This window comes from Paenimyroides viscosum (assembly GCF_003858535.1).
In the GTDB taxonomy this organism is placed as follows: domain Bacteria; phylum Bacteroidota; class Bacteroidia; order Flavobacteriales; family Flavobacteriaceae; genus Flavobacterium; species Flavobacterium viscosum.
In genome coordinates this window covers 1-18,525 of sequence record NZ_RQTJ01000024.1, presented here as the reverse complement: position 1 = coordinate 18,525, position 18,525 = coordinate 1, and the positions used below count along the sequence as shown (strand labels likewise).

General features: G+C 32.4%; 20 protein-coding genes and 6 tRNA genes. 8 read left to right on the top strand and 18 right to left on the bottom strand.

Annotation, left to right across the window (positions count from 1 at the left end; genetic code table 11):
- Window positions 1-6: 6 nt before the first annotated feature.
- From typA to EG242_RS10595, 8 genes are all read right to left on the bottom strand, one after another.
- Window positions 7-1,806: a translational GTPase TypA gene (gene typA, locus EG242_RS10630; RefSeq protein WP_124899860.1), complete on the bottom strand. Its 1,800-nt coding sequence runs from the start codon at window positions 1,804-1,806 to the stop codon at window positions 7-9.
- 97 nt (window positions 1,807-1,903) lie between these two features.
- Window positions 1,904-2,155 carry a 30S ribosomal protein S20 gene (rpsT, locus tag EG242_RS10625; protein ID WP_124899859.1) on the bottom strand — a complete coding sequence of 84 codons (252 nt, stop codon included), beginning with the start codon at window positions 2,153-2,155 and terminating at the stop codon, window positions 1,904-1,906.
- Window positions 2,156-2,312: 157 nt separating this feature from the next.
- A tRNA-Glu gene (locus tag EG242_RS10620) sits at window positions 2,313-2,384 on the bottom strand.
- 30 nt (window positions 2,385-2,414) lie between these two features.
- A tRNA-Glu gene (locus tag EG242_RS10615) sits at window positions 2,415-2,486 on the bottom strand.
- Between the two features lie 30 nt (window positions 2,487-2,516).
- Window positions 2,517-2,588: transfer RNA gene (locus tag EG242_RS10610), tRNA-Glu, on the bottom strand.
- A 30-nt stretch (window positions 2,589-2,618) separates the two neighbouring features.
- Window positions 2,619-2,690: transfer RNA gene (locus tag EG242_RS10605), tRNA-Glu, on the bottom strand.
- 30 nt (window positions 2,691-2,720) lie between these two features.
- Window positions 2,721-2,792 (bottom strand) — tRNA-Glu (locus tag EG242_RS10600).
- Between the two features lie 31 nt (window positions 2,793-2,823).
- Window positions 2,824-2,895: transfer RNA gene (locus tag EG242_RS10595), tRNA-Glu, on the bottom strand.
- Window positions 2,896-3,163: 268 nt separating this feature from the next.
- Between EG242_RS10595 and EG242_RS10590 the strand changes: the two genes are divergently transcribed.
- The gene (locus tag EG242_RS10590; protein WP_124899858.1) at window positions 3,164-4,402 is read left to right on the top strand and encodes a hypothetical protein; all 1,239 of its coding nucleotides are present in this window, start codon (window positions 3,164-3,166) and stop codon (window positions 4,400-4,402) included.
- Between the two features lie 67 nt (window positions 4,403-4,469).
- Here EG242_RS10590 and murA read toward each other — a convergent pair whose 3' ends face one another.
- The 3 genes from murA to EG242_RS10575 are packed head-to-tail and all read right to left on the bottom strand — an operon-like array spanning window position 4,470 to window position 6,902.
- Window positions 4,470-5,786 (bottom strand): UDP-N-acetylglucosamine 1-carboxyvinyltransferase, encoded by a 1,317-nt coding sequence (murA, locus tag EG242_RS10585; RefSeq protein WP_124899857.1) that lies wholly within the window; start codon window positions 5,784-5,786, stop codon window positions 4,470-4,472.
- Window positions 5,786-6,610, bottom strand: coding sequence for a DUF4290 domain-containing protein (locus EG242_RS10580; RefSeq protein WP_124899856.1), 825 nt, complete (start codon window positions 6,608-6,610; stop codon window positions 5,786-5,788). The genes murA and EG242_RS10580 overlap by 1 nt, the downstream gene beginning before the upstream one ends.
- 4 nt (window positions 6,611-6,614) lie before the next feature.
- The gene (locus EG242_RS10575) at window positions 6,615-6,902 is read right to left on the bottom strand and encodes a DUF493 family protein (RefSeq protein WP_124899855.1); all 288 of its coding nucleotides are present in this window, start codon (window positions 6,900-6,902) and stop codon (window positions 6,615-6,617) included.
- Between the two features lie 112 nt (window positions 6,903-7,014).
- Here EG242_RS10575 and EG242_RS10570 point away from each other — a divergent pair, with 112 nt between their 5' ends.
- The 5 genes from EG242_RS10570 (at window position 7,015) to EG242_RS10550 (ending at window position 11,490) form a co-directional block, all read left to right on the top strand.
- Window positions 7,015-7,548, top strand: a complete 534-nt coding sequence (locus tag EG242_RS10570) for an AAA family ATPase (RefSeq protein WP_124899854.1) — start codon at window positions 7,015-7,017, stop codon at window positions 7,546-7,548.
- A gap of 35 nt (window positions 7,549-7,583) precedes the next feature.
- Complete coding sequence (locus EG242_RS10565) at window positions 7,584-9,482, top strand: RecQ family ATP-dependent DNA helicase (protein WP_124899853.1); 1,899 nt, start codon at window positions 7,584-7,586, stop codon at window positions 9,480-9,482.
- The gene (gene fmt, locus EG242_RS10560; RefSeq protein ID WP_124899852.1) at window positions 9,482-10,426 is read left to right on the top strand and encodes a methionyl-tRNA formyltransferase; all 945 of its coding nucleotides are present in this window, start codon (window positions 9,482-9,484) and stop codon (window positions 10,424-10,426) included. The genes EG242_RS10565 and fmt overlap by 1 nt, the downstream gene beginning before the upstream one ends.
- A 116-nt stretch (window positions 10,427-10,542) precedes the next feature.
- Window positions 10,543-10,848, top strand: a complete 306-nt coding sequence (locus EG242_RS10555; protein WP_124899851.1) for an HU family DNA-binding protein — start codon at window positions 10,543-10,545, stop codon at window positions 10,846-10,848.
- Between the two features lie 81 nt (window positions 10,849-10,929).
- The gene (locus EG242_RS10550; protein WP_124899850.1) at window positions 10,930-11,490 is read left to right on the top strand and encodes a YqgE/AlgH family protein; all 561 of its coding nucleotides are present in this window, start codon (window positions 10,930-10,932) and stop codon (window positions 11,488-11,490) included.
- Between the two features lie 2 nt (window positions 11,491-11,492).
- On the opposite strand, the gene EG242_RS10545 is transcribed toward EG242_RS10550, so the two are convergent.
- The 3 genes from EG242_RS10545 to EG242_RS10535 all read right to left on the bottom strand — a co-directional run bounded on the left by EG242_RS10545 (window position 11,493) and on the right by EG242_RS10535 (window position 13,379).
- Window positions 11,493-12,317: an aminotransferase class IV gene (locus EG242_RS10545; RefSeq protein ID WP_124899849.1), complete on the bottom strand. Its 825-nt coding sequence runs from the start codon at window positions 12,315-12,317 to the stop codon at window positions 11,493-11,495.
- A gap of 40 nt (window positions 12,318-12,357) precedes the next feature.
- On the bottom strand, window positions 12,358-12,744 hold the full coding sequence (locus EG242_RS10540; protein WP_124899848.1) for an START-like domain-containing protein: 387 nt from the start codon (window positions 12,742-12,744) through the stop codon (window positions 12,358-12,360).
- A 128-nt stretch (window positions 12,745-12,872) separates the two neighbouring features.
- Window positions 12,873-13,379: a hypothetical protein gene (locus EG242_RS10535; RefSeq protein ID WP_124899847.1), complete on the bottom strand. Its 507-nt coding sequence runs from the start codon at window positions 13,377-13,379 to the stop codon at window positions 12,873-12,875.
- A gap of 125 nt (window positions 13,380-13,504) precedes the next feature.
- Here EG242_RS10535 and EG242_RS10530 point away from each other — a divergent pair, with 125 nt between their 5' ends.
- The gene (locus EG242_RS10530; protein WP_124899846.1) at window positions 13,505-14,785 is read left to right on the top strand and encodes a DNA recombination protein RmuC; all 1,281 of its coding nucleotides are present in this window, start codon (window positions 13,505-13,507) and stop codon (window positions 14,783-14,785) included.
- A 6-nt stretch (window positions 14,786-14,791) separates the two neighbouring features.
- Here EG242_RS10530 and EG242_RS10525 read toward each other — a convergent pair whose 3' ends face one another.
- The 4 genes from EG242_RS10525 to pyrE form a co-directional block, all read right to left on the bottom strand.
- Window positions 14,792-15,226: a hypothetical protein gene (locus EG242_RS10525; protein ID WP_124899845.1), complete on the bottom strand. Its 435-nt coding sequence runs from the start codon at window positions 15,224-15,226 to the stop codon at window positions 14,792-14,794.
- A 64-nt stretch (window positions 15,227-15,290) separates the two neighbouring features.
- Window positions 15,291-16,694, bottom strand: a complete 1,404-nt coding sequence (gene lpdA, locus EG242_RS10520; protein WP_124899844.1) for a dihydrolipoyl dehydrogenase — start codon at window positions 16,692-16,694, stop codon at window positions 15,291-15,293.
- Between the two features lie 99 nt (window positions 16,695-16,793).
- Window positions 16,794-17,186, bottom strand: coding sequence for an SRPBCC family protein (locus EG242_RS10515; RefSeq protein WP_124899843.1), 393 nt, complete (start codon window positions 17,184-17,186; stop codon window positions 16,794-16,796).
- 11 nt (window positions 17,187-17,197) lie between these two features.
- A complete protein-coding gene (gene pyrE, locus EG242_RS10510) occupies window positions 17,198-17,839 on the bottom strand; it encodes an orotate phosphoribosyltransferase (protein ID WP_124899842.1) in 642 nt (213 codons plus the stop codon).
- 7 nt (window positions 17,840-17,846) lie between these two features.
- Between pyrE and EG242_RS10505 the strand changes: the two genes are divergently transcribed.
- Window positions 17,847-18,525 (top strand): NUDIX hydrolase (locus EG242_RS10505; RefSeq protein WP_124899841.1); only part of this gene is annotated, 679 nt, incomplete at its 3' end.

Sequence of the window (18,525 nt, the reverse complement as noted above, 5' to 3'; positions counted from 1 at the left end):
ATTTAATTAATCGTTTTTAAAACGTTTTCTGTCTGTTTCGTTTAGGTAGATTTTACGTAAACGGATAGATTTTGGTGTTACCTCAACATACTCATCTTTTTGAATGTATTCCAAAGCTTCTTCTAACGAGAATTTTATTGCAGGAATAATTCGTGCTTTATCATCTGCTCCAGAAGAACGTACGTTAGAAAGTTTCTTAGTTTTGGTTACGTTAACCGTCATATCATCTTGACGAGAGTTTTCCCCAATAACCTGACCTTCGTATATATCTTCGTTAGGATCAACAAAGAATTTACCGCGATCTTGTAATTTATCGATAGAATAAGGAATAGCTTTTCCATTCTCCATAGAAATTAACGAACCGTTATTACGCCCAGCAATTTCACCTTTGTATGGTTGGTATTCTAAGAAACGGTGAGACATGATTGCTTCACCTGCCGTAGCTGTTAATAATTGATTACGTAAACCAATGATTCCACGAGAAGGAATGTTGAATTTAATAATCATACGCTCACCTTTTGGCTCCATAGATAACATTTCACCTTTACGAAGCGTAACAAATTCTACTGCACGACCTGATAAATTTTCAGGAATATCAATTGTTAATTCTTCAATTGGTTCACATTTTTTACCGTCGATTTCTTTGATGATAACTTGTGGTTGCCCAATTTGTAATTCGTAACCTTCACGACGCATTGTTTCAATTAAAACAGATAAATGCAGTACTCCACGACCAAAAACCATGAATTTATCGGCAGAATCAGTTTCATTAACACGTAAAGCTAAGTTCTTTTCTAATTCTTTGGTTAAACGATCTTTAATATGGCGAGACGTTACAAATTTACCTTCTTTACCAAAGAATGGTGAATCGTTAATTGTAAACAACATACTCATTGTAGGCTCATCAATTGTAATTGTTTGTAAACCTTCTGGATTTTCGATATCAGCAATACAATCTCCAATTTCAAATCCTTCTAAACCTACAACAGCACAAATATCACCTGCTTTAACTTCTTCTACTTTCATACGGCCTAAACCTTCAAAAGTATAAAGTTCTTTAATTCTAGATTTTACAATTCCACCTTCGCGTTTAATTAAAGATACTTGCATCCCTTCTTTTAAAACACCGCGGTGTAAACGCCCAATAGCAATACGCCCTGTAAATGAAGAGAAATCTAAAGAAGTAATTAACATTTGTGGTGTCCCTTCTTTTTCTTCTGCAGCAGGAATATGATCTATAACCATTTCTAACAAGGCTTCCATTGAATCAGTTTGGTTTTTCCAATCTGTAGACATCCAGTTGTTTTTAGCAGAACCGTAAACCGTTGGAAAATCTAACTGCCATTCTTCGGCACCAAGTTCAAACATTAAATCGAAAACTTTTTCGTGTACTTCTTCAGGTGTACAGTTCTCTTTATCTACTTTATTAATAACAACACATGGTTTTAAACCTAACTCAATAGCCTTTTGTAACACAAAACGCGTTTGTGGCATTGGTCCTTCAAAAGCATCAACAATAAGTAAAACTCCATCGGCCATATTCAACACACGCTCTACCTCACCGCCAAAATCCGCGTGACCAGGAGTATCAATAATGTTAATTTTAGTTCCTTTATATTGAACAGAAACGTTCTTAGATACAATTGTAATTCCTCTTTCGCGCTCAATGTCGTTATTGTCAAGGATTAAATCTCCAGTATTCTCATTCTCTCTAAACAATTGACAATGATACATAATTTTGTCTACCATAGTAGTTTTACCGTGGTCAACGTGTGCAATAATTGCGATATTTCTTATTTGGGTCATAAAACTAAAGTTTCTTTTTTTATGCAGATGCTTTTAACAACAAAAAGCCCTCGTTTAAGGAGAGCTTAAGTGTTATATATCTCAAAACATTAACTAATTATAGTGCGTTAACGTGTTTTGTTAATTTTGATTTTAAATTAGCTGCTTTGTTAGCGTGAATAATATTCTTTTTAGCTAATTTATCGATCATAGAAGTAACAACAACTAATTTTTCAGCAGCTTCCGCTTTTTCTCCAACTAAACGTAAAGCTTTAATTGCATTACGAGTTGTTTTGTGCTGATACTTGTTTAACACTCTCTTTTTTTCGTTGCTTCTAATTCTTTTTAAAGCTGACTTGTGATTTGCCATTTTTTAATCTTTTTAATTGTAATTAATTATTTTTAAAACTTTTAGTTAAAAAAGAAAAACCTCCCACATTTGCTTAGGCGAACACTTTGGTTTTAACTAATAAAATAATAATCGAGACACTGACCACTATTTTACAAAACTTATTTACAACTAACTGTAGCCCGTGGGGGAATCGAACCCCCCTTACCAGGATGAAAACCTGGCGTCCTAACCGATAGACGAACGGGCCATCGTTTTTTAGGTTCGATGAAAACCTTTGTAGCCCGTGGGGGAATCGAACCCCCCTTACCAGGATGAAAACCTGGCGTCCTAACCGATAGACGAACGGGCCATCGTTTTTTAGGTTCGATGAAAACCTTTGTAGCCCGTGGGGGAATCGAACCCCCCTTACCAGGATGAAAACCTGGCGTCCTAACCGATAGACGAACGGGCCATCGTTTTTTAGGTTCGATGAAAACCTTTGTAGCCCGTGGGGGAATCGAACCCCCCTTACCAGGATGAAAACCTGGCGTCCTAACCGATAGACGAACGGGCCATCGTTTTTTAGGTTCGATGAAAACCTTTGTAGCCCGTGGGGGAATCGAACCCCCCTTACCAGGATGAAAACCTGGCGTCCTAACCGATAGACGAACGGGCCATTGTTTTTTAGGTTCAATGGAAACCTTTTGTAGTCCGTAGGGGAATCGAACCCCTGTTACCAGGATGAAAACCTGGCGTCCTAACCCCTAGACGAACGGACCATTATTTGCTATTGCGGTTGCAAAATTAATATTAATTTTAAAACCTACAAATTATTTTTTACTTTTCTGCAATAATTAAAGAGCGTATATGCTTTTTGTTAGCGAGTGCAAATATCTGCATTATTTTTGAATTGGCAAACGAAAATTTCAAAACAAACACAATATTTCTTATTTTAATACTTAAATTCAACCATATAAATCTCTTAATTATTTCAATTCTAAAATAATAGGTACGGTATTTGACAAACACAAAACTAACTTTACAACTATGAGGATAAAACTACACCCTTTTTTTATTTTATTATTTTGCCTTTTTTGCAGTATAACTAAAAGCCACGCACAACGTGAAATACACCCGTTAGAACCAACATTTACGTATGATTACGCATTAAAATATTACGGAAATTTAACATTGGGTGGTTTTTGGTCTTTAGATAATTTTAAAGCACCTAAAGATGTTCAAAGTATTGAACAATATGAAAGTTTTTATGATTGGAGTGATTTTTACAGAAGTAGAGATCGTATGCTACTGGGAGAAAAAAACATCTATTATTATAACAAAGAAACTGGTTTTTTAGAGCGTTCGATATATTTAAATAGAAACCTTAAGACGAAATCTACTCATTTTTATAGTTACAAAACCGATAGTTTACATTTAACCATTAGTATTAAAAACAACTACTTTGCACGTGATTTTACTACTAACACTATGCAGTACATTTACGATGTAAAAACAGAAAACTTGTTAGAAATTAGATACAATAATGATAACAAAGATTTTATTAAATATACTTATGATAAAAACCAAAAAGATTTAACAGGAGTTGAAGATAATAGCAATTGGCGAAGACAGGAAATAACAATATCTTATGATACACTTAAGCCTATTGATAAAATAAAATTCTCTTACCAAATTGGGGATAATTATGAATTTGAACGAGATAGCATTTATCTTAATAAAGCGCAAATTTTTGTTAACGTATATCAAAGAAAACTTGAAATTAAAACATTTGCTACAGGACACAGATTTGTTAGAGGAGAAAAGGAATATTACGAAAACCTTAGTAAAATAGAATCAAACTACGTAAGTTTTAGTTCAAACCATATCTCATATAGTCTTGGACACCGGGAAACCTATCCTGCGCAACGAATTGATAATCCTGCTTCGATTTATTATCCGCAAACAGGCACATTTTTGTTTGATGAAAAAGGAAAATTATTTTTTGTAGAAACACCTTTTAAAATTATGCGTTCTAATATTTTTACTAAACGATTAACTCCGTATTATGAAATGGAGGAAAACTTAAGGATTATTAAGAAAAAAAATGATACTGAATGGCAGGTTAATGATTATAACAATCTTTATCTTGAAAAAAAGCCGTTAAGTTTTAAGAGATTTGCTTATCGCTTTAAAGTCAAGAGAAAGCAAGAAGATATTCATGACATTAAAAACGGCAGTATTTATAAGAACAACAAACCGGTAATTATATACAATTATTACAATTAAAAAACTCCGACGAAGTTTGAAACTTCGTCGGAGTTTTTGCTTTTAGCTTATTGCTTAAAACTTATAATTAATCTAAACGTTCAATTTTTGCTCCTAAAGCCAATAAACGCTCATCTATATTTTCATATCCGCGATCTATTTGATCTATGTTTTGTATCACACTTGTTCCTTTTGCAGATAATGCTGCAATTAATAACGAAATTCCGGCACGGATATCTGGCGATGACATTTTGGTTGCTTTTAACTGCGATTTAAAATCGTGACCAATGATTACAGCACGGTGAGGATCACATAAAAGTATCTTTGCGCCCATATCAATTAATTTATCAACAAAGAACAAACGCGATTCAAACATTTTTTGGTGTATCAACACTTCTCCCCTTGCCTGCGTTGCTACTACCAGAAAAATACTCAACAAATCGGGTGTTAAACCTGGCCAAGGCGCATCGGCTATCGTTAAAATAGATCCGTCAATATCGCCTTTAATTTCGTATCCGTTGGTGTGTGCAGGAATAAAGATATCGTCTTCGTTTACTTTTTCAATAGTGATTCCTAATTTTCTGAAAGCTGTTGGTATTACCCCTAAATTCTCCCAGCTTACATTTTTAATGGTAACTTCACTACGTGTCATTGCTGCCAAGCCTATCCAAGATCCAATTTCGATCATATCTGGTAAAATCTGGTGCGTACAACCACCTAATTTCTCAACACCTTCAATAGTCAATAAATTAGAACCTACACCAGTAATTTTAGCTCCCATATTATTCAACATTCTGCAAAGTTGCTGTAAATAAGGTTCGCAGGCTGCATTGTAAATGGTGGTAGTTCCTTTCGCTAAAACGGCTGCCATTACGATATTTGCGGTTCCAGTCACCGAAGCTTCGTCTAACAACATATAAGCGCCTGTTAAACCATTTGGCGCTTCTACACCGTAAAAATACTCTTCGCGGTTGTATCTGAATTTAGCACCTAAATTTATAAATCCTTCAAAATGGGTATCTAATCTGCGGCGACCAATTTTATCGCCTCCCGGTTTGGGAATGTATCCTTTACCAAAACGCGCTAATAACGGGCCTACGATCATAATAGAACCACGAAGCGACTTTCCTTCTTCGCGGAATTTATCAGACTCTAAATAGCTTAAATTAACATTATTAGCCTGAAATGTGTAAGTGTTTCTATTTAATTTTTCAACAGCAACGCTTAAATTCTCTAATAAAGAAATAAGTTTATTAACATCTATAATATCGGGAATATTAGAAATTGTAATTTTTTCATCGGTTAATAAAACTGCGCATAAAATCTGTAGTGCTTCATTTTTAGCCCCTTGTGGTTGTACAACACCGTTTAAAGTATGTCCGCCTTCAATTTTAAAAGTTCCCATTAATTTGAATTTCTATTTGTATTTTTAGATGAATTGTTATTGTTGTTTGGATTTGATTTTTTTACAAACCTATTATTTGCATTTGGTGTATTTGCCTGCTTGTTATTTGAATTATTGCGCTGTTGGTTTGGGGTATTATTCCCTGAATTATTCCGACTTTGAAACTGATTGTTTCTGTTATTTGTATTTGATGTTGATGAGCTACGATTTTGAAATTGATTGCTACGAACACTTGGTTTCATTAAATTAACCGTATTGTTGTTGTCATCAGCATTTGATATTAAATCTATTTTACCTTTAGATAATTCTTTTAAATGCTGAAAAATAACAGCATCGTCTACCGATTCATTATTCCAATTTACGTAGCTTTTTTTCATGTGGTTTGCTATCACCATAATTAAAGCATCTTTACGTTCACCTTCTTCCCAACTAATTGCTTCATTTATCATATCAACAATATTTGATCCGTAAAAACGGTATTGATGATTGTTTCTAGGATATTCTATTAAAATAGGTTCGTTAAAATTGGTAGTCGCTCTTGGCTTTTCGTAAGGTGAATCTACATCTAATTCAAAACGCGACATTTTAAAAAGTTGATCCCACAGTTTATGCTGAAAATCTAATACATCGCGCAAATGCGGATTAATAGTCCCCATGATATCAATTACTGCTCTAGCCGCTTTGTTGCGTTCCTCACTATCTTCAATTAAAATAACCTGATCGATTAACTTTTGTAAGTGACGACCATATTCGGGCAATACCAAATCTTTACGGTTGGTATTATACTCTAAATTTTCTATTGCTTTGGTTGGATTAAATTTCATAAATTTATAAGGAAATTATTCCTTCTATAGTAGAAACTTCTTTATATTTTTCAATTATCGCATCGGCACTTGGCATTATTACATTAATTGATACACTTGAATAGTTTCCGTTTTTAGATTTATTTGTTTTTATAACAGCCCCCATATTGTTAAAAGCCTTTTCTATTAAAGCAACTTTAGCTTCGCTAGCAGGTATAATAAATTTATATAAATATTCGGTAGGCCATTTTTCAGTAGTATTTTCTAACTCTGCTTTTAGGCGCTTATAAAATTCTTCTGTTTTCTCGTTCATAAAATAAAATTGTCTACAAATATACATTACATTAAGGTAAATATACTAATATTCGTTTTAATGAATATACAATTTAATTTTTATATGTAAATTTGCCCTTTGATTTTTTAAGGTGGATAAAAAAATTATTTTACTTATTGGTGGGCCTGGTTCAGGAAAAACATCAATTATAAACGAACTTACAAAAAAAGGATATATCTGTTATCCTGAAATTTCACGTCAAGTAACATTAGAAGCCCAACAAACCGGCATTGACCAATTGTTTTTAAAAGAACCGTTATTGTTTAGCGAGATGCTTTTAAAAGGCAGAATTAACCAATACAACAACGCTAAAAACGAAGAAAGCAAATGCGTTTTCATAGACCGTGGAATTCCAGACGTTTTAGCTTATATGCATTATATAGGCGATGCGTATCCTGCTTTATTTGATGAAGCTTGTAAAAATCACCGATATTCTAAAATTTTTATTTTACCACCATGGGAAGATATTTATGTAAGCGATAATGAACGTTACGAAAATTTTGAACAGGCAAAATTAATTCACGATCATTTAGTAGAAACTTACCAAAGCTATGGATACACGCTTACCGAAGTTCCTAAAGCTGATATAGAAACAAGAATTACATTTATATTGAATAATTTGTAATTTTTCTTTATTTTTAAAGAAAAAAACACACGCATTTGTTTGAAGCTGTACATATTTTAAAGAAATTTTGGGGGTACGATTCTTTTAGAAATCCGCAAGCTGAAATAATAGAATCGGTTGTTCAAGGAAACGATACCTTAGCCTTACTGCCAACTGGCGGTGGAAAAAGTATTTGCTTTCAAATACCAGCTTTAATGACCGATGGTATTTGCTTGGTTGTTTCACCTTTAATTGCGTTAATTGAAGATCAAATTAACCAATTAAAAGATCGAAACATTAAGGCTTTATCCATATCGGGAAATTTATCAACGGAAGAAATTTCGAATCTGTTAGATAATTCGCTCTACGGAAATTACAAATTTCTGTACATTGCGCCCGAACGTCTAAAAAACGAATGGATTTTAAGTAGAATCATTCAATTACCCATAAATTTAGTAGCCATAGACGAAGCGCATTGCATATCTCAATGGGGGCACGATTTTCGCCCGGCGTATTTAGAAATGGGCAAGTTAAAAGAGTGGCTTCCATCCGTTCCGTTTATTGCGTTAACTGCATCGGCAAATAATAGGGTTCAACAAGATATTATTAGTAGTTTACAATTAAAAAATCCAAAAGTTTTTAAAAAGACTTTTTTGCGTAACGAATTGTATTATGGTGTTTATCAGCAAGAGAATACAGAAGAATTGTTACTTCAAATCCTTAAAAAAAATCCTTCACCTGCAATTATATATGTTAAAAGTAGAAAAGCAACTATTGAGGTTGCGCAAAATTTAAAATCGTACGGAATTGCTACCGATTTTTTTCATGGCGGTTTAGATTTTAAATCGAAAAAACAAAAATTGAACGATTGGCTAAACGAAACAGTTTTGGTTATGGTAGCCACTAATGCCTTTGGCATGGGTATAGACAAACCAAACGTACGTAACGTAATTCACTTACACATACCTGATAATTTAGAAGGATACTACCAAGAAGCCGGCAGAGCTGGTAGAGATGGCGAAAAAGCATTTGCCACCTTGCTTTTAAGTTCAAACAGTATTAATCAAGCAAAAGGCTTTCACGATTTAAATCATTTAGAAATCGATTTTGTAAAGCTTGTATATAAACGTTTTGTAAACCACTTTCAAATAGCTTATGGCGAAGGTTTTAACGAAACCATTCGTTTTAACTTTAAAGATTTTTGCGAAAAATACAATTTGCCTGTTAGCAAAACATTTCATGCATTTGAATTTTTAGATAGACAATCGGTTTTAAATTTTGAACAAGCATTTAAATACAAAAATTACATTCATTTTTTAATAAATTCTAACGATGCCATTGCCTATTTTAGCAACCATTCTTTAGAAGAGATTTTGTTTTTAAGCATTCTACATCATTACAGAGGAATTCAAGACGGCGAAACAGCTATAGATATCGAAACATTATCGAAACATACCAAAATGCCGGCAGCCAAAATTATAGAAACCATTGAATCATGGGTTTTAAAAGGGTTTTGCACTTTTACACAAGCACCAAATGATACCAACGTTATTTTAACCGAAATACGCGAAGACGATATTACCATTAACCGTGTTGCAAAAAACCTAACACAGTTCAATACTATAAAAGATAAGCAGTTTAAGGCAATGCTTCATTATGTTACAAATTCAACTATTTGTAAAAATAAAATCCTTTTAAATTATTTCGACGAAGAGTTTAATGAAAAATGTGGTAAATGTTCATCTTGCCTTCAAAATAAAAATACCGAGCAAAACGACACTATCGTTAATGACATTAAAACTAGTTTAAAAAAATACCCACAAAATCACGTGTTGGAATTAGCTGAACTAAAATCAATATATTTAAATAAATCAAACTTCTTGGCACAAGCTTTAAAGGAACTTTTAGAAGAAAGTGAATACCTTTACCAAAATGCCACATATATAAGATTATAATGGAAAAATTACGAATTATATTCATGGGAACACCCGATTTTGCGGTGGGAATATTAGATACAATTTACAATAACAATTACGAAATTCCAGCTGTTGTTACAGCACCAGACAAACCTGCTGGACGTGGACAAAAACTAAACCAATCTGCGGTAAAAATTTATGCTCAAGAAAAAAACTTAAAAGTTTTGCAACCAACTAATTTAAAATCAGAAGATTTTTTGGCAGAATTAGCAGCATTAAATGCCAACTTACAAATTGTAGTAGCTTTTAGAATGTTACCAAAAATGGTATGGCAAATGCCAAAATTAGGCACGTTTAACCTGCATGCGTCTTTATTACCAGATTACCGTGGTGCTGCACCAATAAACTGGGCAATTATTAATGGCGAAGAAAAAACGGGCGTATCTACCTTTTTTATTGATGAAAAAATTGATACGGGTGCTATTATTTTAAAGAAGGAAACAGATATATCAAAAACCGAAACTGCCGGCGAGTTGCATGACAGATTAATGCATTTAGGTGCCGAAACAGTTGTTGAAACTTTAAAGTTAATTGAAACCAATTTGGTTAAAACCACCATACAACCTGCCGAAGAAACAAAAACAGCTTACAAATTAAACCGCGACAATTGTAAAATAGACTTTAATAAGCCAAGCAAAGATGTTTATAATTTAATTCGGGGATTAAATCCCTATCCATCTGCTTACACTATTTTAATAGATGAAGAAAACGAATGGAACATTAAAATACATGATGTAAAATATACTTTAGAAAATCATCGTTTTACTCCAGGACATTTTCAAACCACAAAAAAAGAAATTCGTATTTATACTACAGATGGATTTATTGAAGTTTTATCGATACAATTCCCTGGTAAAAAGAAAATGAAAACCGCAGAATTACTAAACGGAATGCAATTTTCTAACAACGCTAAATGTATTTAAGCAATTTTATAGCTTTTATTTGCTATTTTGCATACTTTTTTTCAAAAAAAAGTTGTATAAATGAATTTAACTTTTAAATTTGTATATGTTAAGATTAACTCAATAAAAAAATTATTATGAACAAAACACAATTAATCGACGCAATCGCAGAAGATGCAGGAATTACAAAAGCTGCTGCAAAATCAGCTTTAGAATCATTTTTAAAGAATGTTGGACAAACTTTAACTAACGGTGAAAAAATTTCATTAGTAGGTTTTGGTTCTTGGTCAGTTTCTGAAAGAGCAGAAAGAGAAGGTAGAAATCCACAAACTGGAAAAGCAATTAAAATTGCTGCTAAAAAAGTAGTAAAATTTAAAGCGGGTGCTGATTTAGACGGCGCTGTTAACACACCAGTTAAAGCTGCACCTAAAAAGAAAAAATAATTTTCTTTATAAATAATGAAAAACCACCTGCAAAGCGTGGTTTTTTTTATTTATTTTTTTTATTTTTAAATAAAAAATATTATGAAACAGCTAACTCCCACTAAAGGAAAGCTATTAATATCTGATTCATCGGTTTTATTAGATGCAGTTTTTAGCCGAACTGTTTTATTATTAGCTGAGCATAACGCAAAAGGAAGTGTAGGATTTATTTTAAATAAACCCTTAAACTTATCGTTACAAGACATTATTCCGGAAGCACATACCAATTTCAGAATATTTAATGGTGGACCGGTAGAACAAGATAATCTTTATTTTTTACATACAATTCCTTCGTTAATTCCCAATAGTATCGAAATTAAAGATGGTATTTTTTGGGGTGGTGATTACGAAGTTTTGTTTGAGCTTTTAAAGAACAACAAAGTATCGCAAAAAGACATTCGTTTTTTTCTAGGTTACAGCGGTTGGGAAGAAAACCAACTACAAGATGAAATCAATGAAAAAGCGTGGACTTGTGTTGAAAATCAGTTTACAAATCACTTACTAGAAAAAGTTCCTTCTAAATTATGGAAAGAATTAATGATTGACCTTGGTGATGAGTTTATAATTTGGGCAAATGCTCCAGAAGATCCGGTTATGAATTAAATTTAATATGCCGCATTTAATTTCGTTAATAAATTATTTGCTACTTTATTAACAAACGTTTTTTTACGGTATTGCGTTACCGACTGTATACCTATTGCAATATTAGTAATAAAAATCTCATCGGCTTTTTGTAGCTCAAACGGTGAAATAGAACGTTCTTCTAAAACAAAATCTTCTGTATTATTAATTATTTCCATTAGTTTTTTTCGCACAATTCCATTTTTACAGCCATCTGCAATTGGCGCAGTACTAATAATGTTGTCTTTAACTATAAAAACATTTCCGTTTATTGCTTCAACAACATTTTTATCGTCATTTATCAATAAACAATTTTCATAGTTATTTTCTTGTGCAAAAATACTAGCTGTAATATTTATTAAACAACTTGTCGTTTTTAAAGTACTTAGTAAATGTTTAGATATGTAAAAGTCTTTAAAAAGTTCAACCTCGTATTTATCGGTAGCATTTAAATATAAACCTGAGGTGCTTTCTGCGTTTATAATAAACCCTATTGTTCGTTGTTCTGGCAAATAGCGCCCCTCGCCTGTTCTAAAAACAGTTAAACGTACACGAGCATTGTTTAAATTAAAAGCGTTAGTTGTTTTTAAAATTTCACCTTCAAGGTATTCTAAAGTAAAATCTAATGGAATTTCCATACGCAGAATACGCATAGATGCCATTAATCTAAAATAATGATCTTCTAAGAAAAGTACTTTACCATCTAAAATTTTCAATGTTTCAAAAACGGCATCGGCATAAAGAAAGCCGCGGTTTTGTTCAATATTCTCGTTAGATTGTGCTACTAAATTTCCATTAAAATTAATCATAAAAAAAGCTCTGAAATTCAGAGCAAATATAAGGCTTTAATTATGCAGACCCTAATACTTTTTTAAGATCGGCTATTTGATTGTCCCACAGTTGAGTTTGATCTTTAATTTCATTCTCTTCTGCAAAATCGGTTACCATTAAAACCACGTCTTTTGTTAGTTCGTCTAATACAATTCGTAATTCAAAAAAGTAGTCGGTTTCTTCATATTCTTCTTCTAACCATCTAAATTTTACTTTTTCATCGGTTTTTTTCGAAACTAATTTTGCTTTTTCTTCACTATCTCCCCAAATAAAAGTAAAGAATTCTCCGCGTGAATTTACATCATCTGCAAACCACTCTGTTAATCCCGAAGGAGTTGAAATATACTGATACAATAATTGGGGTGATGCTGTTATAGGGTATTCTACATCAAATTTTGTTTTCATAGCTTATTTTTTTTCGAAATATATAAAAAATAATACTATTAGCAAATGTTTTTGTTAAAAATAAAATGCTTTAAATAAAACAAGCGCAAATATATATTTGCGCTTGTTTTTTATATCAAATTAAAAATTTAAAATGTATAACGAGCTGTTATACCACCGTTAAAAAAGAAACCTTCGTGGTGGCGAACACCTTCTGTAACATGAACAGTTGGTCGTAAATCTACAGAAAAAGCAAATGGAGCACTTTTTAATTTATAATCTACACCACCAGTTGGGAAAACACCCACACTAACTCCAGAATAATCATCATGATTAGAAAAAGAATTAGCGAAAACCAAACCTCCACCAATATACCATTTAAAACCACTGATATTCCCGATTGGGAAATGATGTTGATACGCTCCGGAAAGTGAAACATTTGTCCATTTATGCTTCCATGGACCTGCAGAATGTGAATATGGTCTAATTCCTAAGTTAAATTCTAAAGCACCGGGTTGAGTAATAAATGTTTTGTACGATGCCCCAATCGCATCATAAACACCAGATCCTAAACGGATACCTATGGAATTTTTGTAGTCTTGTGCATAAGCACTTCCGGCTATCATAATTGAAGCCAATAATAAAAACTTTTTCATACTTTTTTCTTTTATCACGTTAACAATAAAGTAATGCTTAACGTTGCAATTCATGATATAAAAATAATAAAAAAAATTGTCATATTATGTCGTATTGACGTGTTATTTTTGCTAAAAAACAAAATATGACCTCTTTTTTAATCATTCTAATTTGTATATTATTACTAGTCACCATCTTTCTATTAGTTAAACTTTCTAAGATTAAAGTTAGTAGTAATAATACATTGCTGCAATTAAACCTTGCTACCGAACAACTTACTTTTTTTAAAGATTTACATAAAGAGGTAAAGGTTGAAAACGATGTTTTATTGTTTGAAAAGACAAATCTTTTATCGGAAAACAGTGTTTTAAAAGAAAAATTATTGTTTCAGAAAAAAGAGATCGAACATTTACACAGGCAAACTACATTACAATTTGAAAGTATCGCTCAAAAATTATTAGAAGAAAAATCGGAACGATTTACTGCTGCCAACAAACAAAATATTGATGCCATTTTACAACCGTTGAATGAAAACATAGAGCGCTTTAAAAAACAAGTGGAAGAAACGTATGATAAAGAATCGAAAATTAGATTTTCTTTAGATGAACGTATTAGAGAATTAATGTTACAAACCAATAAAATTAGTACCGAAGCTAATAATTTAGCAAATGCATTGAAAACCAACCATAAAAAACAAGGAGATTGGGGCGAACTTATTTTAGAAAATATACTGCAAAAATCGGGCTTGGTTAAAAACCGTGAATATCGTACACAAAGTAACTTGGTAACAAACGATGGCAAAAATGTGCGCCCAGATATTATTATTGATTTACCAAATAATCGATCAATAATAGTAGATTCAAAGGTTTCGCTGAATGCTTACGATGGGTATTGCAATACCGATAGCACCGAAGAACAAACTATTTATTTGAACAATCATTTAAAGGCGTTGCGTTTACATATTGATGAATTAAGTGCGAAAAACTATAACGATTTAATTGACGGATTGGATTTTACTATGCTATTTATTCCTATTGAACCTGCATATTTACTAGCATTACAAAGCGACACTAATTTATGGAATGATGCTTATAAAAAGCGAATTTTATTGATTAGTCCAACAAATTTAATTGCTTGTTTAAAACTAATTTCAGATTTATGGAATAAGGACAAGCAAGATAAATCGGCTCAAAAAATTGTAAAACAAGCCGAAAAAATTTATGAAAAAACAGTGCTTTTTACCAAAAGTTTTGAACAAGTTGGCAAGCAAATCCAACAAGCACAAGATTCGTACTTAAAAGCGCAGAATCAATTGAAAGACGGCAGAGGAAACATTCTATCGCAAACAAATCATTTATTGAAATATGGTATTTCACCTAAAAATGTTTTGACTGATTTTAATGATGAAGAGGAAGTAAGTATGTAAATGTATTTAAGGAATTATACACAAATTAGAAAAAGTTCCTATAATATTGTTTAAATTTTGATTTTCTGACTTTTGAAATGTTCCGTAAATATTTGCTTCAAGTAAATGACAACTTTCTCTTAAAAATTCAATTTCATCGGTTTTTAACAACAATTGAAATCTAGAAACTTTAGAACCATTTAAAAATTCATTATACCTTGCTTGATTAGCATAAATGAATACTTTAAAATCATCAAAAACTAACAGACCTTTAATTGTTAAATGTTTTCCTTGATATTTATCTTGTTTATTAATTAATTTATCAAAGTTAGTTGTTACTAAGTTACGAGTAAGAAAATGTTCGTACTTAGCATTGTGTAGATGATATGGCTTAAACCTTTGTGAATAACCGTTGATACTGCTCAAGAATATCAATAGGTATAATGCGATATATTTAAACATAAAGAAGAATTAAATTTAAAATAAAAAATACTGCTTTTTTATAAGCAGTATTTTTATTTATAAACTATACGTGTAACGCTCTGTTTTCAGTAGCAGCCAAAGCAGCTTCTTTAATAGCTTCTGCAAAAGTTGGGTGTGCATGTGACATACGAGAAATATCTTCTGCCGATGCGCGGTATTCCATTGCAACAACTGCTTCTGCAATTAAATCTGCAGCACGAGCACCAACAATATGGAAACCTAAAATTTCGTCGGTCGTTTTATCTGCTAAAATCTTTACAAAGCCATCTAAATCAGAAGATGCGCGCGCACGACCTAAAGCTTTAAAAGGGAATTGACCTACTTTGTATTCTTTATTTTCGGCTTTTAATTGCTCTTCTGTTTTACCAACAGCAGCAACTTCTGGCCAAGTGTAAACAACACCAGGAATTAAGTTATAATCGATATGTGGTTTTTGACCTGCCAATTGTTCAGCAACCATAACACCTTCTTCTTCTGCTTTGTGTGCCAACATTGCTCCACGAACAACATCGCCAATTGCATAAATATTTGAAGCTGATGTTTGTAAATGATCGTTTACTTCAACCTGACCTCTATCTGTGATTTTAACTCCCGCTTTATCAGCGTTTAATCCATCAGTGTACGGACGACGACCAACGCAAACCAACGCGTAATCTCCATCTAAAGAAATCACTTCGTTTTTAGCGTTTAAAGCTTCAACCAAAACAGCATCGCCGTTTCTTTCTACTTTTTGAACTTTATGTGAAGTATAGAACTTCATTCCTGCTTTCTTAAGAACCTTTGTTAACTCTTTAGAAACAGCTCCGTCCATAGTAGGTAACACGCGGTCTGCGTATTCTACAACAGAAACTTGTGCACCTAAACGTAAATAAACCTGACCTAATTCTAAACCAATAACGCCACCACCAATAATGATTAAGTGTTTAGGAATTTCTTTTAATTTTAATGCTTCGGTAGAAGTAATTACGCGTTCTTTATCAATAGAAATAAAAGGTAAAGAAGATGGTTTAGATCCTGTTGCAATGATGGTGTTTTTTGCAGAAATTTGTTCTACAGAACCATCGTTTTTTGTAACATTAATGGTAGTTGCATTTTCAAAAGATCCAACACCTTCAAAAACAGTAATGCTGTTTTTATCCATTAAAAATTTAACGCCACCACAAGTTTGATCAACCACTGCTTGTTTACGAGCAATCATTTTTTCAAGATCAATTTTCACATCACCCGGTAATTCAATTCCGTGATTTGCAAAATGCTTAATTTCATCAACATGGTGCGACGAAGCTAATAATGCTTTAGAAGGAATACATCCCACATTTAAACAAGTTCCTCCTAAAGTTGAGTATTTTTCAATGATTGCAGTTTTCATTCCTAATTGTGCGCAACGAATTGCCGAAACATATCCGCCCGGACCAGAACCTATTACAACTACGTCAAATGAATTCATATTAAATATTTTTTAGTGTAAAATTAAAAGTTGTACAAAAGTACGATTTATTATTTTTAAATAGATCTTTAAAAACAGTCTGTTAACAAATCTGTTATATTAAAGTTTCACCATATTTTGAGCTAATGTTTCAATAAACTTACCAATTGGTCCTTTTATCATCATTGCCATCATTGGGTTAAAATCACCTTCAAAGTGCAATTGCACGTTCGTTTCTTCGGCAGATTTTTCGTCTAATTTAGCAATTAAAGTAAACGGTAATTTGCTGCTTGCAGCACCTAAAACAATTTCTGATGTAGGTTTTGCCGATTTTTTTACCAATTTTATTTCTGGCATGCCTTTTAAACCAAATTCAAAGCAGTTTTCATCGATAACTTCAAATTTTGCAATATTTTCTGGCATTAATTTTTCAAAATTTTTAATATCAGATAAAGCGTCAAACAAATAAGCCGACGATTTTGGAACTGATACTATTGGACTTTCTAAATTCATAATATATTCTTTTAAACTCCCCAAACAGAAGGATCCTTGCTCCAATCACTTAATGTAGCAACTTCTTCTTGTGAAATATAATTATTATTTACTGCAGCTTTTAATAATGTTGGGTAATTGCTTAAGGTTACCAACTGTATGTCTGCGTTTTTAAAATTTTCTGATGCCACGTCAAATCCATACGTAAAAATAGCAGCCATTCCTAAAATATTGGCATTGGCAGCGCGCAAGGCTTCAACAGCTTGCAAACTACTTTTTCCCGTACTAATTAAATCTTCTACAACTACTACAGATTTACCTTCTTCGAACTGACCTTCGATTTGATTTTGACGCCCATGCTTTTTAGCTTCCGGACGAACATAAATAAAAGGTAATTCCAAAGCTTCGGCAACTAACAAACCAATACCAATGGCACCTGTTGCTACACCTGCAATGTAATCTGGCTTACCAAATTTTTCAACAATATTTGCAGCAAATTCGTTTTTTAAAAATTTTCTAATTTCTGGAAATGAAAGAGTTATGCGATTGTCGCAATAAATTGGCGATTTCCATCCTGAAGCCCATGTAAAAGGATTTTTAGGATTTAATTTAATTGCGTTTATTTGTAAAAGCAATTCGGCCGTTTTCTGTGCTGTGTTGTCATTAAAAATCATACTACAAATGTATAAAGTTTTTATTAATGATAAGCCACTTTTTTTAACAAGTACGTTAGAAAAAGAACGCGATTTTCAATATTTTTTGTTAGACACTGTTGATTTACAAAAACTGATCGCGCAATATTTAGCAGATCAGCTTACAAATGCCTATTTGTATCACCCTGATGAAGATTTGTTACTTAAATTATTTAAGGAAAAAATCACCATAAATAAAGCTGGTGGTGGTTTGGTGGAAAACGAGAAAGACGAGGTTTTGTTTATTTTTCGTAATGGTAAATGGGATTTGCCAAAAGGTGGTATTGAAAAAAATGAAACCATTGAAGAAACCGCAATGCGTGAAGTGGAAGAAGAAACGGGTTGTGGAAATTTAAAAATTAAGCAACCGTTAGAAAAAACTTTTCATGTTTTTAAACGTAATGGAGAATACCGCTTAAAAATCACACATTGGTTTTTAATGAAATCATCGTACAACGGCGATTTGAAAGGACAAATTGAAGAAGGAATTGAAAAAGTGGTCTGGGTAGATAAAAAGGATATTCCGGTACTGCTTAAAAATTCGTATAAAAATATTGAATTGTTGTTTAATGACAGTATTTACTGCAAAACAGCTTTAGAAAAAGAAAGAAGCTGTCTCAAAACTAGACAGCTTCTTTTTTGCTTTTTAGAATATATATGTTCTTGTA